At 59.7% G+C, this 15,503-nt stretch carries 12 protein-coding genes; 8 read left to right on the plus strand and 4 right to left on the minus strand.

The window, feature by feature from the left end; all coding sequences use genetic code 11:
- The first annotated feature begins 16 nt into the window (after positions 1-16).
- Positions 17-835, plus strand: a complete 819-nt coding sequence (gene ppsR / locus CPH89_RS02345; protein ID WP_053257479.1) for a posphoenolpyruvate synthetase regulatory kinase/phosphorylase PpsR — start codon at positions 17-19, stop codon at positions 833-835.
- A gap of 146 nt (positions 836-981) precedes the next feature.
- On the opposite strand, the gene CPH89_RS02350 is transcribed toward ppsR, so the two are convergent.
- Positions 982-2,406, minus strand: coding sequence for an aminotransferase-like domain-containing protein (locus CPH89_RS02350; RefSeq protein ID WP_053258028.1), 1,425 nt, complete (start codon positions 2,404-2,406; stop codon positions 982-984).
- Between the two features lie 160 nt (positions 2,407-2,566).
- On the opposite strand from CPH89_RS02350, the gene CPH89_RS02355 reads away from it, so the two are divergent.
- The 5 genes from CPH89_RS02355 to CPH89_RS02375 are packed head-to-tail and all read left to right on the plus strand — an operon-like array spanning position 2,567 to position 8,052.
- Positions 2,567-3,460, plus strand: a complete 894-nt coding sequence (locus CPH89_RS02355) for a DMT family transporter (RefSeq protein WP_017134754.1) — start codon at positions 2,567-2,569, stop codon at positions 3,458-3,460.
- Positions 3,461-3,498: 38 nt separating this feature from the next.
- Entirely contained in the window at positions 3,499-5,361 is a 1,863-nt protein-coding gene (moeB, locus tag CPH89_RS02360; protein ID WP_053257481.1) for a molybdopterin-synthase adenylyltransferase MoeB, read from the plus strand.
- Positions 5,362-5,376: 15 nt separating this feature from the next.
- Positions 5,377-6,291 (plus strand): PLP-dependent cysteine synthase family protein, encoded by a 915-nt coding sequence (locus tag CPH89_RS02365; RefSeq protein WP_053257482.1) that lies wholly within the window; start codon positions 5,377-5,379, stop codon positions 6,289-6,291.
- A gap of 37 nt (positions 6,292-6,328) precedes the next feature.
- Complete coding sequence (locus CPH89_RS02370; protein ID WP_053257483.1) at positions 6,329-7,321, plus strand: serine O-acetyltransferase; 993 nt, start codon at positions 6,329-6,331, stop codon at positions 7,319-7,321.
- A gap of 2 nt (positions 7,322-7,323) precedes the next feature.
- Positions 7,324-8,052: an alanyl-tRNA editing protein gene (locus CPH89_RS02375; protein WP_053257484.1), complete on the plus strand. Its 729-nt coding sequence runs from the start codon at positions 7,324-7,326 to the stop codon at positions 8,050-8,052.
- 62 nt (positions 8,053-8,114) lie between these two features.
- Here CPH89_RS02375 and CPH89_RS02380 read toward each other — a convergent pair whose 3' ends face one another.
- Positions 8,115-9,344 (minus strand): hypothetical protein, encoded by a 1,230-nt coding sequence (locus CPH89_RS02380; RefSeq protein ID WP_139372147.1) that lies wholly within the window; start codon positions 9,342-9,344, stop codon positions 8,115-8,117.
- 116 nt (positions 9,345-9,460) lie between these two features.
- On the opposite strand from CPH89_RS02380, the gene CPH89_RS02385 reads away from it, so the two are divergent.
- A complete protein-coding gene (locus CPH89_RS02385) occupies positions 9,461-11,206 on the plus strand; it encodes an ABC transporter permease (RefSeq protein ID WP_053257486.1) in 1,746 nt (581 codons plus the stop codon).
- A 14-nt stretch (positions 11,207-11,220) separates the two neighbouring features.
- Positions 11,221-12,543 (plus strand): ABC transporter ATP-binding protein, encoded by a 1,323-nt coding sequence (locus CPH89_RS02390; protein WP_053257487.1) that lies wholly within the window; start codon positions 11,221-11,223, stop codon positions 12,541-12,543.
- A gap of 131 nt (positions 12,544-12,674) precedes the next feature.
- Here CPH89_RS02390 and prpD read toward each other — a convergent pair whose 3' ends face one another.
- Both prpD and prpF read right to left on the minus strand, forming a co-directional pair.
- Positions 12,675-14,159 carry a 2-methylcitrate dehydratase gene (gene prpD / locus CPH89_RS02395; protein WP_053257488.1) on the minus strand — a complete coding sequence of 495 codons (1,485 nt, stop codon included), beginning with the start codon at positions 14,157-14,159 and terminating at the stop codon, positions 12,675-12,677.
- Positions 14,160-14,303: 144 nt separating this feature from the next.
- The gene (prpF, locus tag CPH89_RS02400; protein WP_053257489.1) at positions 14,304-15,494 is read right to left on the minus strand and encodes a 2-methylaconitate cis-trans isomerase PrpF; all 1,191 of its coding nucleotides are present in this window, start codon (positions 15,492-15,494) and stop codon (positions 14,304-14,306) included.
- Positions 15,495-15,503: the final 9 nt, after the last annotated feature.

Here is a 15,503-nt window from a genome sequence, read left to right on the forward strand (position 1 = left end):
AAGGCCCAGGGCTCAAATGAAACGATCTGCTTTCTTTATCTCCGACGGCACCGGCATTACAGCCGAAACATTGGGTCAGAGCCTGCTCGCGCAGTTTGAAAACATTACCTTCGCCAAATTCACGCGGCCCTATATCGACAGCGTGGATAAAGCGCGGGCCATGGTACAACAAATCAATCTGGCGGCCGAAAAAGACGGTTGTCGCCCGATCATTTTCGACACCATCGTCAATCAGGATATTCGTGAGATCCTCGCGACTTCCAATGGTTTCATGATCGACATCTTCTCCACGTTCCTGGCGCCGCTGGAGCAAGAGCTGAGTGAACACTCCTCCTATTCCGTAGGAAAGTCCCATTCCATTGGGCACAACTCCAATTATATGGAGCGTATCGAGGCGGTAAACTTCGCCCTCGACAACGATGACGGCGCCCGCACTCACTACTATGACAAGGCCGACCTGATCCTGGTGGGCGTCTCCCGCTGCGGCAAGACCCCGACGTGCCTGTACATGGCCATGCAGTTCGGCATCCGCGCGGCCAACTATCCGCTGACCGAAGACGACATGGAACACCTGACGCTGCCGACCGCCCTGCGCGCGCACCAGCACAAGCTGTTCGGCCTGACCATTGACCCGGACCGCCTCACGGCCATCCGCAACGAGCGCAAGCCCAACAGCCGCTACTCCAGCTATGCCCAGTGTGAGTTCGAAGTGCGCGAAGTGGAAAATCTGTTCCGTCGCGAGAATATTGCACACATCAATTCCACGCATTTCTCGGTGGAAGAGATATCGGCGAAGATTCTCGTGGAGAAAGGCGTAGAGCGCAGATTCAAATAACCCTGAATGCCCGACAACCCCGCAATTCAAAACTGTGGGGGCGGGCTTGCTCGCGAATGCGCTGGATCAGTCAGTCAATCTGTAGACTGACACCGTGTTTTCGCGAGCAATCCCGCGCCCACATTCAGGTCGGCGTACACCCAAGCCTACAAATGAAACCTGTCCCCGCCCTGCCCCAACGCCGTCGCCAGCGCATCGAACCCCGCCCGCAACAACTGATCATCGCCCGACGTATTACAAATGCTCGCCCGAATGAACTGCGGCACTGCGGTTTGCCCCACTGCAAACGCCTCGGCGGTGGCGATCAGGTAATTATTCTGCTTTAGCTCGGCCTCGATTTCCGACGCTCGCCATGGCTCCGGCACTTCAATCCAGAAATGCGGACTGTTGAGGTGGGTGCGATATTCCAGGCCGGCCAGCAGGTCGCGCACCAGGGCTTTGCGTCGGGTGATCTCATTGATTTGTTGGCGTAACAAGTATTCAGCCGTGCCGTTTTCGATCCACTGGGTCGCCAGTTCCAGGGTCACCGGTGTGGCCATCCAGCAGGTCGAGCGTAACGCTGCCGAAATACGGCTGACCAATGCCGGTGGCGCATGCACATAGCCGACACGTAGCCCGGCAGACACCGCCTTGCTCAGGCTACTGATCAAAATCGTACGCTCAGGTGCGAAAAAGCTCAGCGGTGGTGGGCGATCCTCCACCAGGACGCCGTGGGCTTCGTCTTCAAGAATCAGCAGATTGTGCTCACGGCACACCTTAACCAGAGCCTCCCGGCGTGCGACAGACAGTACCGCCGTGGTCGGATTCTGGATGGTCGGCGTGCAGTACAGCGCCGAAACCCGATGATTACGGCAGACCTCATCCAGCGCAGCGGGCAGCACGCCTTCCTCATCCATTTCCAGACCGATCAGACGTACGCCAAGCATCCGCGCAGCGGTGATCAGCCCTGGATAGGTCAGTTGTTCAGTGACCACCGTATCGCCCGCCCGCAGCAGCGCCATCATGGCGCAAAGCAAACCATGCTGGCCGCCATTGACACAGATGACCTGCTCGGGGATCGGGTGAAACTCGCGCTGCACCAGCCATTGCGCACCGGCCTCACGGTAGCGCGGCAAACCGGCGTCCGGTGTGTAGGCACTGATGTCCTGAAGGAACTTGGCGTTGGTCGACAGGGTTTGGAAGCTCTGCGCGAGAAACACCGTCTCCTGCCCAGGAATGTGCATGTTACGGCTCATATCGAAATACTGACGCGGCTCCTCGCTGACGTTGCGAAAGCCTTCATCACGCTGGCGCTCCATCCCACGCTTGCGCACGAACGTGCCGTCCCCCACCCGTGCGACGACTAACCCAAGGCGTTCCAGTTCGCCATAGGCGCGGCTGATGGTGCCGATGGTCACGCCCAGATTGTCGGAAAGAACCCGATGGGGCGGCAGTTTTCGCCCCGGCTCAATCAAGCCTTCAAGGATGCCCCGTTCCATCACATCAGACAGGCGCTTGTACTTCACGCCCTGACCGCTGGACAACCCCTCACGCATAATTGACACCATGTCAATATTTGTTTTGACAGCCATCATTCGCCCTAATAGTGTGCTTTTGCGGGTTCAATCACTGATTGAAACAACTTAATACACAGTCAATATAGAGTTCAATGCCGGCTCAGGGAAGCAATAAACGATGCCAATGTCCGCCGTTCTTGAAAACACTCCAAAAACAAAAACTCAGAAACAGTGGTTGGCTGGCCTGGTCACCAGTGTGATGTTTCTTATCGTGTGCCTGAGTTGGGGCACCACTTGGCTGGGGATCAAGATTGCCGTCGAAAGCGTGCCACCGCTGACGTCCGCGGGCTTGCGCTTCCTGATCGCGTTTCCGTTGTTTCTGTGCTTTGCCCTGGTGCGCCGCGAACCCATCCTGTTCCCGCGAGAAAGCCGCTGGTTCTTCGTATTCGTGACCCTGTCCTATTTCAGCGTTCCCTATTACTTGCTCAACTATGGCGAGATGCACGTCTCGTCCGGTCTCACCGCCCTGCTGTTCAGCTGCATGCCCGTCTTCATTCTGATTTTCTCCGCGCTGTTCCTGCGCGAGCGCATCTATTTTTCCCAAGTGGTCGGCATTGGCATTGGTTTCGGCAGCCTCTACATGATCATCAAGAGCCAGGGCCTGCACCTGGACCACGCCGAGTTCTTCGGGGTACTGGCGATCCTGACCGCCGCGATCATGCATGCCTTGTGCTATGTCATTACCAAGCAAAAAGGCAGCGCCATCAGCGTAATTACCTACAACACCCTGCCCATCGGCATTGCCGGGCTGATGCTGTTCGTGGCCGGCCTGTGGTTTGAAACACCCACGTTCGAAAACATTACCCTGCGTTCCTGGAGCGCACTGTTCTACCTGGGACTGGTGGCGTCTGTGGGCGGTTTTATCGTGTACTTCATGCTGCTCAAACGCTTGAGCCCGATCATTTTGTCGTTCGTATTCATCATCTTCCCGGTATTCGCAGTGATCATCGGCGCCTGGTACGAAGGCGTGGAGATTTCCCGCGACCTGATGCTGTACTCAGCGATCCTGCTGGCCGGCTTTGCGATTACCAAGTTGCCGGTTGAAAAACTGCTGGCCAAGAAAAATTGACTGTCCTGACCCATCAACACCAGCAACGCGAGAGAAACATGGATGTCCTCCGCCCGACCGCCCTGGAACAGATCTACGCCCACGCCAGCCGCAGCTACCCCGAAGAGTGCTGTGGTTTTGTCTTCGCCGACGGCAGTGTGTACCTGGGCAGCAATATCCAGAATGAGCTGCACCACAAGAACCCCGAGATGTACCCGCGCAGCGCGGCCAATGGCTACACCTTTTCCGTGGCCGACACGCTGCTGCTGAACAAGGCGTTTCGCAGCGATAACCCGGTGGTGGTGATCTACCACTCCCACCCGGACGTCGGTGCCTATTTCAGTGACGAAGACCAGGACAAGGCGCTGTTCCTGGGTGAGCCGATCTACCCCGTCAGCTACCTGGTGGTGGACGTTTGCCAGGGCCAGGCCCTGGGCTCAAAGCTGTTTGCCTGGGATGGCAAGCATTTCGCACTTCAACCTTTCAACGACCTGCACACGGAGTTGTCCATGAACGCTGTCTCTTTCCCCGATATTCTGGTTCGCGTGGCCAAGCTGCCGGAAGCGACCCTTGAGGGCACTGGATCGACATTGCGCGAAGTCATTGAAAACCTCTGCAGCAGCCACCCACAGCTGCGCCCGCACCTGTTTCATGAAAAAAACAACCAGCTCAAGGAACACTTTCTGTTCACCGCTGAAGAAGAACTGATCGGCGCAGACGACCCCTTGCCGGAAAAAGCCAGGATCGAAGTGCTGCTCGCGACCTCCGGCGGCATGGATGTCGACGCGCTGAGCAATGAAGAAGTGCAGCGTTACGTGCGCCACATCACGCTGCCAGGCGTCGGTCGCGAAGGTCAGTTGAACCTCAAAAAAGCCAAGGTGTTGATCATCGGCACCGGTGGCCTGGGCTCACCCATCAGCCTTTACCTGGCGGCAGCCGGCATCGGCACACTGGGCCTGGTGGATTTCGATGTGGTGGAAAGCAGCAACCTGCAACGCCAGATCGTCCACGGCAACAGCACACTGGGTATGCCCAAGGTCGAGTCCGCCAAGCAACGCCTGCAGGACCTCAACCGGCATATTCAGATCAACGCCCACAACACGGCCCTGAATGCCGACAACGCGCTGGATCTGGTGGGCGCCTACGATCTGGTGATCGACGGCACCGACAATTTCGACACGCGCTACCTGGTCAACGACGCTTGCGTGCAGTTGGGCAAACCCTTGGTGTATGGCGCTATCTATCGTTTCGATGGGCAGATCAGCGTGCTCAACTACAAAGGCGGGCCGTGCTACCGCTGCCTGTTCCCCACAGCCCCGCCCGCAGAACTGGCCCCCAACTGCAGCGCCGGCGGCGTCATCGGTGTACTGCCGGGCGTGGTCGGGATAATTCAGGCCACCGAAGCCATCAAGTTGCTGATCGGCATCGGCGAACCGCTGTCCGGCCGCTTGATGCGCTTTGATGCACTGGCAATGAAATTCAGCGAAATCCGCTTCAAGCGTCGCGCCGATTGCCCATGCTGCTCGGAACTGCGTCACAGCGAAGCGGTGGCACCGGCGGTTTGCGCGGACGCCCTGCCCAGCCAACCGTCCCTGGCCGAAGAGCGCTACATCAAGCCGCGCGTACTCAAGCAACTGCTCGAACACCCGCGCAGCGCGGATGTGCTGCTGGATGTGCGCGACGCCAGCGAACTGGAAGTGTGCAAATTGCCGGGCGTTGTACACATCCCCCTCGCTGAACTGGATGGGCAACTCGACAGCCTCAGCCGGGACAACACCCATTACCTGATCTGCTACGCAGGGACCCGCGCCGAGCAAGCGGCCAGCACCTTGCTTGCGGCCGGTTTCGCCAATACCAAAGTCCTGCAGGGCGGCATGAAGCACTGGGTTCGCGACGTCGAACCCGATATGCCTTTGTACTGATTCGGGGACAGCCTGATGTTGCATAACTCAATACTCGACGTGATCGGCCAAACGCCCATCGTGCGCCTGGAGCAGTTTTCCGAGGACCTCGGCATCGAGGTCTACGCCAAGCTGGAATCACTCAACCCCGGCGGCAGTCACAAGGCGCGCATCGCCTTGGGCATGATCCTCGACGCCGAACGGCGCGGCGTGCTGATCCGCGATTCCGGGCAAACCATTATCGAACCCAGCGGCGGCAACACCGGCATCGGCCTGGTGATGGCAGGCAATGTACTGGGCTACAAAGTGGTACTGGTGATCCCCGACAACTACAGCCCGGAAAAACAGAAACTGCTGCGTCTCTACGGCGCCAAGGTCGTGCTGTCGGACAGCCGTTTGGGCAATAACTCCCATGGCGAAAAGTGCATGGAGCTGCAGCTGGAAAACCCCAGCTTCGTGATGCTCAACCAGCAACGCAACGGTGCCAACCCACAAACCCATCGGGATACCACCGCGCCGGAAATCATCCGCGCCTTCGGTGAGCAGCGCGTTGACTATTTCGTCAGCGGTATCGGCACCGGTGGCCACATCACTGGCATCGGCGAAACCCTCAAAGCCGCATGGCCGGCGATCCGGGTGATGGGCGTTGAGCCGGAGGAATGCGACCTGCTGAAAAACCGGCACGCGCCACACCATATTCAGGGCCTGTCGATTGGCCTGATCCCAAGCATCCTCAATGTCGAGGTGCTGGACGGCATGCTCAAGGTATCGCACCAGGCGTGCATCGACATGATGAAACGCATCATGCGCACCGACGCCATCAGCCTTGGGTTGTCCTCAGCTGCCAACATGGTTGCCATCGCTCAGCTTGCCCCCGAACTTCCGCCCGAAACGGTTGTGTTGACCATGGTCTACGACAATGCTGACAGCTACCTGCCCAATTTCGAGTAACCCGTTTGCCAACCATCCAGACTGTGGGGGTGCCTCCATGGGGGGCTTTATCGACATGCAACAGCTGCACGATGAGTTGCTTACCCACCTCATCAAGACCCTGACGCCTACGCAGATGAAGCAGTTGGAACCGCACCTGGCGCCGCTGATCCAGAACGCCGCGCAGGCCGTGGCCGAAGACTTGATCGCCTATGCCTATCGCGACCCGGCTTCCCGAGGGCGCGGCGAGTTGATCCTGGAGTCCTACGCCTCGTTCAAGGCCGTGCTGTTCTACCGGCTTGCGCACCTGGTGTGGAATTTTCCCGACCAGACTAACGGTCTGTTTTCGCGCATCGCCCTCAAGCTCAGCAACCAGGGCAAAGTGCTCTCCGGCGCCGAGATTCACCCCGCCGCACGCATCGGCCGGCGCTTCGTACTTGACCATGGCTACGGCACGGTGATCGGCGAAACCTGCGAGATCGGCAACGACTGCTACATCCTCTGCGGCGTGACATTGGGCGCACGGGGTATCGCCAATAACCCGGACGGCAAGCGTCACCCGCGCCTGGGCAACAATGTCGAGGTGGGCGCTGGCGCACGCGTGCTCGGCTATGTGCTGATCGGCGACAACGTGTTTATCAGCCCTTCATGCGTGATTACCCAGGATGTGCCGGCGGGCACCAAGGTCAAGGTGGTCAATCAGATTCAGCTGCAGAAAAACGCTGAATCGGACCACAGCAACTACCTCGGTGCGTTCGCCCTGGATGAGCGTTTACACGTGGTCGGTGAGGTCAGTGCCAGCCACAAGGTCACGGTACTGGATGCCGACTTTCACCCCCTTCAAGGGTTGATGCTGGAGGCCACGGTGAAAGAGCGTCATCACCTGCAATTTCGCCTGCGTCGCCTCGATGTCGGCGACCACCTGCCGCGACTGCCACTGAACCTGAAAGTCTGCGGGCCCGAATTTGAAATCACCCTGCTCTCCCCTCCTGGCTTGAGCGCAATGGTGCGCCACCTGCTGCAAGCCAGCCCATTGATCGTCGGAGGTTGAACATGTCCGTGCACACCATGGAAACCCTGGCGCTGTTTGACAGTGCCCCCTATCAGAACGCCTTCAGCGCGCGGGTAATTGCCGTCAGCGAACACGGTATCGCGCTGGAGCACACGCTGTTCTACCCCACCGGTGGCGGGCAACCGGGCGATACCGGGCACCTGACCCTGGCCGATGGCACGCGGGTCGAGGTGATCGGCACCGTGCGCGACCCGGTGCTGCGCTCGATCATCTGGCACCAGGTCGAACACTGCCCCGAGCAATTGACAGCCGGGGTGCAAGTGGACGCAGGCCTGGACTGGCAGCGGCGTTACCAGCACATGAAAATGCACACCTGCCTGCACTTGCTGTGCTCGATCATCGATGCACCGGTCACTGGTTGCAGCATCAGCGCAGACAAAGGTCGCCTGGATTTCGACCTGCCGGAAATGACCCTCGACAAAGACAGCATCACCCGCGACCTCAATGCCTTGATCGAACAGGCCCATGAGGTGAAAACCCTGTCGATGCCCGCCTCCGAATATTCGACCCTGCTCCAAATCACCCGCACCCAGGCGGTGGCACCACCGGTCATCCAGGGTTCGGTCCGCGTGATCGAGATCGCCGGTATCGACATCCAGCCGTGCGGTGGCACGCACGTGATCAACACTGAAGAAATCGGCCGGGTGTTCTGCGAAAAAATCGAGAAAAAGAGCAAGCACAATCGCCGGGTGATCCTGCGCTTTGAGTGATACAGCGTGGCTGACGCGGTCAAGTATGGGGGCTCCCCCCCACACCGACGCAGTTTTGCGCTCTATTTCTTTTGCCCGTCGGCTTTCTTAACCAGATCATCAATCTGCTGTTGAAGCTGTGAAATCAACTTTTCGTAGTGATCGGTGGCCTCGTCAAGTCCGCCTTCAAGCTCTTGGTTTTCTTTCTTGAGTGCTTCAATGGTCTGGGAAACCGACGCGGTTGGCTCATTGTCAGGGACCGACACTTCGCTTGGCGTGGAAGCGGGTGTTTCAGGCTGCACGCCACCTGCCGGAACAGATTTGGCAGGGTCAGTCTTCTCTGCCGGTATCGGTGGGAGATTCATCGTGTCGATTCGGTGGGCCAGGCTCCCAATCAGCTGTAACAACCGTGCAAGCATCAACTGGAACTGCTCGAATGCCTGCTTGACCATATGACGAAACTCGTCGTTTTCACGGGTCAACACATCAACACTGCGCGACGGGTCGGGCTCGCTCACCTGCGTATCCAGCGGGGAAGACGTTTCAGGCGGCGCCACCTGCCGTTCATCGTCGAGGCGGGTGTCCGGCTGACTGGCGGGTGTAACGGAAGCATCGGGGGCGGGTTTATCTGAAGCATTGAGCTGTTGCGTCAGGTTGAGTGCCTGCTGGAGAAGCCGCTGGACTTGCGGCTCAAACTTTTCAATCAGCGCTTTGAGCTTGGCGAGAAGCTGATTATTTTTTTGAGTCAATTCTGCCAGCTGGCGCGTTTCAGCGGCTTCTGGCGGCTTCGGGTTGACGATTGCACGGTGGCTCGAAAACGGGCCGCGCTGCTCGGGCGTCACAGGCTGACGGGCAGGTGTCGGATCAGGCTGGGTGTCAGATACCCCAGTCGCTTCGGTGCTGCCTTCAGGGTCGGTGGACGCTGGCGCTGGGAACATTTCATAGCCAACCGGGTAAGGCGCTTGTTGCTGAGTATTTACGCTAGTCATGGAGTGCCGTCTCAGATTCAGGTCTTTAATACGTAACTGACGCGTGCCAGCGAAGCGGCAGTAGCCAGTCGTCTCGCTACCTGATTGGCACTTTTCTGAAAGCGGTTCCGAGCTTGAAGGACAGGTGGGTAGCTGATTGTGTCCGCGTGAAAGAGCAGCAACACCCTGCAATTTGAATGATTGTTGAGCCGTGCCAGAGCTGACGGCAGCCTGAGTGCATTTTTTACCGAAAACTGACAGTAATTTTATACGTTTGTAACATTTTGAAACGTACAATCCCGCCAGCGACGAATCTCCCCCAGATTCGAAGCGCACCAGACTCACGGAGAAAGAGCGCCCGCCCCTTCTCGGTGGGTGATTTGTATAGACGCTAAGCTCATTCCCACCGCACCTCTTTGCACCTGAACGCTGCCGGACTGACTGCCTATGAACTACGGCCTATGAAAAAAGTATTCCGTCACTACCTACCAGCCTCAACGCTGCGTCTGCTGCCCAACCGTTGGGATTTGGTCGCACTGCCTCTGGTAGTCGGCTTTTTGCTGTTTCTGTCCATCGGCGCCCGGGAAACCTGGGCCCCCATCGCCACGTTACAGAGTGAGGTCATCTCCCTCGACCCGGCCAACCTGCCGGAATACGCGATGCGCACCACCTTGCGCATGCTCGCGGCGATGGTGGCATCGCTGATTTTCACGCTGTTGTACGGCACCCTGGCCGCCAAAAGCCGACGCGCCGAAAAACTGCTGGTGCCGGTGCTCGACATTCTGCAATCGGTGCCGGTACTCGGTTACATCTCGTTTACCGTGACGTTCTTCCTGCTGATGTTTCCAGGGCGCGTGCTGGGGGCCGAGTTCGCGGCGATCTTTGCGATCTTTACCAGCCAGGCCTGGAACATGACGTTCAGCTTTTACCAGTCGCTGCGCATGCTGCCCCATGACCTGGTGGAAGTGTCCACCAACCTGCGGCTCTCCGGCTGGCAGAAGTTCTGGAAACTCGACGTGCCCTTCGCCATGCCCGGGCTGGTGTGGAACATGATGATGAGCATGTCCGGCGGTTGGTTTTTCGTGGTTGCTTCTGAAGCCATCACCGTCGGCGACAAAACCATCACGCTGCCGGGCGTGGGCTCATACCTGGCCTTGGCCATTGCCCAGAAAGACCTGCATGCGGTGGGGTATGTGATCCTGGCGATGATTGTGGTGATCCTGATCTACGACCAGTTCCTGTTCCGCCCACTGGTAGCCTGGGCCGACAAATTCCGCATGGAAACCACCGCCTCCCAGGGCGCCGCCCCCCAATCCTGGCTGCTGAACCTCATCCAGCGCACCCGCATTGTCCAGCGCATCCTGCGCCCTATCACCCGCACAGTCAGTCGCATCGGCAACAAGCGCTTCAGCCTCGCGGGCGGTGCGCTCAAGGCCTTGCCGGCAGAGACACCGGCGGCGTCAAAGGTGATCGATTGGGTGTGGGGCTCACTGATAGCGCTGATGGCGGCGTATGCGCTGTACCACATCGTGCAGTACGTCGGCACCGAGGTGACGCTCGCCGAAGTCGGCCATGTGTTTGTACTGGGCCTTATCACCCTGCTGCGAGTGGCCGGGCTGATTCTGATCGCCTCGCTGATCTGGGTGCCGTTGGGCGTGATGATCGGCTTGCGTCCCAGCCTTGCGGAAAAAATCCAGCCCCTCGCGCAGTTCCTCGCGGCGTTCCCGGCGAACCTGCTGTTCCCGGTGTTCGTCATTGTGATCCTGCACTACAAGCTCAACCCGGACATCTGGCTGAGCCCGCTGATCGTGCTGGGCACCCAGTGGTACATCCTGTTCAACGTGATCGCCGGTGCCACCGCGTTCCCCAACGATTTCAAGGAAGTCGCCGCCAACTTCCGCATTCGCGGCTGGCTGTGGTGGCGCAAGGTGATGTTGCCGGGGATCTTTCCGTACTACGTCACCGGCGCGATTACCGCGTCCGGCGGTGCATGGAACGCCAGCATCGTGTCCGAGTATGTGTCCTGGGGCCAGGACAACGTGGTGGCTCACGGGCTGGGGTCCTACATTGCGCAGACCACCGCCGCCGGCGACTTCCCGAAGATCGCCCTGGGCGTCGTAGTGATGTCGATCTTTGTGGTGGCCTTCAACCGCGCGGTCTGGCGACCGATGTACGCCATGGCTGAAAACAAACTTCGCTTGAATTGACGGGATTCGCTGTGATGAATACCAACACTGAACACACTGCTGATACCCCCGAAATCTTCTCGCTGAAAAACGTGAATCGGGTGTTCGGCAAAGGTAAAGACGAACTGCAGGTGCTCAGCGGCGTGGACCTGAGCCTGCACGAGGGTGAAATCGTCGGCATGCTCGGCCGCTCGGGCTCGGGCAAGTCCACACTGCTGCGGATTATCGCCGGGTTGATTCAACCGTCATCGGGCGACGTCCGCTACAACGGCGCGCCGCTGAACGGCCCGGCCGAAGGCGTGGCCATGGTATTCCAGACGTTTGCGCTGTTCCCCTGGCTGACCGTACTGGAAAACGTGGAAGCCGGCCTGCAAGCCCTGCAGGTCGAGCGCAAGGAAACCCGCAAGCGCGCACTGGCGGCCATCGACTTGATCGGCCTGGACGGTTTTGAAAACGCCTACCCGCGTGAGTTGTCCGGCGGCATGCGCCAGCGAGTGGGGTTTGCCCGTGGCCTGGTGGTCAACCCGACCCTGCTGCTGATGGACGAACCGTTCTCCGCCCTGGACGTGCTGACCGCCGAAACCCTGCGCACTGACTTGCTCGACCTGTGGAGCGGCAAACAACTGCCGATCAAGTCGATCCTGATCGTGACCCACAACATCGAAGAAGCCGTGTTGATGTGCGACCGCATCCTGGTGCTGTCGTCCAACCCCGGTCGCGTGGTCGCAGCCATCAACGTACCGTTCCCGCACCCGCGCAACCGGCTGGACCCGACCTTTCGGCAAATGGTCGACGACATCTATGCGCTGATGACTGACCGGCGCAGCGCCGACGCCAGCCGAGGCCTGCCGGAACTGAAAATGGGCAGCCTGTTGCCGGAAGTGTCGACCAACCTGATGGCCGGCCTGATCGAAACCCTCGCCGCCGAGCCTTACAACGGGCATGCCGGCTTACCGACCGTAGCCGAGCGGCGCTTGCTGGAAGTCGACGATCTGTTCCCGGTAGCGGAGATGCTTGAGCATTTGGGCTTTGCCGAGCTCAAAGGCGCCGACATTACCCTGACCGATGCCGGCAAATTGTTCGCCGACTATGGCACCCAGGAACGCAAAACCCTGTTCGCCGAGCATTTGATCCGGCACGTGCCATTGGCCGCACGCATTCATCAGGTGTTGCTTGAGCGCAGCGGGCACCGGGCGCCACGGGTGCGCTTCGAGCAGGAATTGGAAGACTCAATGACCGAAGCGTTTGTCGAGAAAACCCTGGAAAGCGTGGTGGCGTGGGGGCGCTATGCGGAGATTTTCTCCTATGACGACCACACCGAGACGTTCAGCCTGGATGATGTGGAAGGCAGTATGTAGCGCCTGAGCAAACGCTAATGTGAATGTGGAAGCGGGCTTGCTCGCGAATGCGGTGAGTCAGCGACAGATGAATTGCCTGACACTGCGCTTTCGCGAGCAAGCCCGCTCCCACATTAGTTTCGTGGTGTTGTTTAGATTACAAAAAAATCAACGAAACGGTTCACAGGCGTGGCCTCCAGCCGTGCCTGATCCTTGCACAACGCAAAAATCTGCGCACTGCGCTGCGCGGTAAACCGCGTGGCCAAATTGGCTTTGAACTTGTCTTCCAGCAACGGAATGCCATCCACCCGACGCCGACGATGGCCAATCGGGTATTCCACCGCCACCTGCGCGGTGCTGGAGCCGTCGTTGAAAAACACCTGCACCGCGTTGGCGATGGAGCGCTTGTCCGCCTCCAGGTATTCGGGGCTGTAGCGCGGGTCTTCGACAATGACCATCTTCTGGCGCAGCTCATCAATGATCGGATGAGCCGCATGAAACTCATCCTCGTACTGCTCGGCCACCAGATTGCCGAAGGCCAGGGGCACCGCGGTCATGTATTGCAGGCAGTGGTCGCGATCGGCGGCGTTGGCCAATGGGCCGACCTTGGAGATGATGCGAATCGCCGACTCGTGGGTGGTGATCTCGATGCGTTCGATTTCATGCAGGCGATGCTTGACCAACGGGTGCAACGTCACCGCCGCCTCGCAGGCCGTTTGCGCGTGAAACTCGGCGGGGAAGCTGATCTTGAACAGCACGTTTTCCATCACATAGGTGCCGTAAGGCTGTGACAGGCTGAATGCCCGTTTGTCCTCCGGCTTGAGCGCCAGGTCGTTGTTGGTGTGGCTGAACAGCACGTCGTAAAAGCCCCACTGCGGCGCGCTCAACACCCCGGGGATGCCCATCTCGCCACGCAGCGCGATATCCGCCAGGCGCACGCCACGGCTTGAGGCATCCCCCGCTGCCCAGGATTTGCGCGAACCGGCATTGGGCGCGTGGCGGTAGGTGCGCAGCGCCTGCCCATCGACAAAGGCGTGGGACAAGGCGGCGAGCAGTTGCTCACGGTCAGCGCCCATCAACTTGGCGGTGACAGCAGTAGAGGCGACTTTCACCAGCAGCACATGATCGAGGCCGACGCGGTTGAAAGAGTTTTCCAGGGCAATCACGCCCTGGATCTCGTGGGCCATGATCATCGCTTCCAGCACCGCGCGCACGGTCAGCGGCGCGTCGCCATTGGCCACGCGCTGTTGTGAAAGGTGGTCGGCCACGGCAAGAATGCCCCCGAGGTTATCCGAAGGGTGGCCCCACTCGGCGGCGAGCCAGGTGTCGTTGTAGTCGAGCCAACGCACGATGCAGCCAATGTCCCAGGCGGCTTTGACCGGGTCCAGCCGAAACGACGTGCCCGGCACGCGCGCGCCGAACGGCACCACCGTGCCCTCCACGATCGGCCCCAGGTGCTTGGTGCACTCGGGGAAGCGCAGGGCCAAAAGGCCGCAACCGAGGGTGTCCATCAGGCAGTTGCGGGCAGTGTCCAAGGCGTCCCGGGAATCAATCCGGTAATTGAGGACATAATCGGCGATGTCCTGCAGGACCTGGTCGTAGTCGGGATGGTGGTTCTGGTCGACGTTGGCGCTCATGGCCGTTCTCCAAAGTGGGTTAGGGTTGCTCCATCCTCAGGGTCAGGGTTGATCATGTGTGGCAGGTCTGATTGCCTGCTAATTGAATGCGGATTGCGTTGCCCCCCCAATTAAGCCCGCCCCACAAGGGGACGGTGCAGGGTTTTAAAAGGCGTCGCCGGGCACGCGCACGAAACCTTCCATCAGGACTCGCGCACTGCGGCTCATGATGGCTTTTTTCACCACCCATTCACCGTTCACCTGGCTGGCTTCAGCGCCGACGCGCAAGGTGCCGGACGGGTGCCCGAAGCGCACGGCGTTACGCTCAACACCGCCGGCGGCCAGGTTGACCAGCGTGCCGGAAATTGCCGCCGCCGTGCCGATCGCCACGGCTGCCGTGCCCATCATCGCGTGGTGCAACTTACCCATCGACAGCGCACGCACCAGCAAGTCGACATCACCGGCGTTGATTGCCTTGCCACTGGACGCCACGTAATCCGCAGGCTTGGCCACAAACGCGACCTTCGGCGTGTGCTGGCGCTGGGCGGCTTCGTCGAGGTGTTTGATCAGGCCCATGCGCAAGGCGCCATAGGCGCGCACGGTTTCGAACATCGCCAGGGCTTTGGGGTCGCTGTTGATCGCGCCCTGCAGCTCGGTGCCGGTGTAGCCAAGGTCTTCGGCGTTGATGAAAATCGTCGGGATGCCCGCGTTGATCAGCGTCGCTTTGAAGGTGCCGACCCCCGGTACTTCCAAGTCATCGACCAGGTTGCCGGTGGGGAACATCGAGCCGCCGCCGCCCTCTTCTTCGGCCGCCGGGTCCATGAATTCGAGCTGCACTTCGGCGGCCGGAAAGGTCACGCCGTCAAGTTCGAAGTCGCCGGTTTCCTGCACCGCGCCGTCGGTGATCGGCACATGGGCGATGATGGTCTTGCCAATATTGGCCTGCCACACCCGCACCACCGCTACACCGTTGTGCGGCACGCGGGCGGGGTCGACCAACCCGGCGCTGATGGCGAAAGAGCCCACCGCCGCCGAGAGGTTGCCGCAGTTGCCGCTCCAGTCGACAAAGGGCTTGTCGATGGAGACCTGGCCAAACAGGTAGTCCACGTCGTGCTCGGCGCGGGTGCTTTTGGCCAGGATCACGGTTTTGCTGGTGCTGGAGGTAGCACCGCCCATGCCGTCAATCTGCTTGTCGTAGGGATCGGGGCTGCCAATCACCCGCAACAGCAGGGCATCGCGAGCGGCACCCGGCACCTGCGCCGCTTCGGGCAGGTCGTTGAGGCTGAAAAACACGCCCTTGCTGGTGCCGCCACGCATATAGGTGGCGGGGATCTTGATTTGCGCTGCGTGTGCCATGGTTATCCT

Origin of the sequence: Pseudomonas fluorescens, from assembly GCF_900215245.1 — a bacterium.
Taxonomy (GTDB): domain Bacteria; phylum Pseudomonadota; class Gammaproteobacteria; order Pseudomonadales; family Pseudomonadaceae; genus Aquipseudomonas; species Aquipseudomonas fluorescens.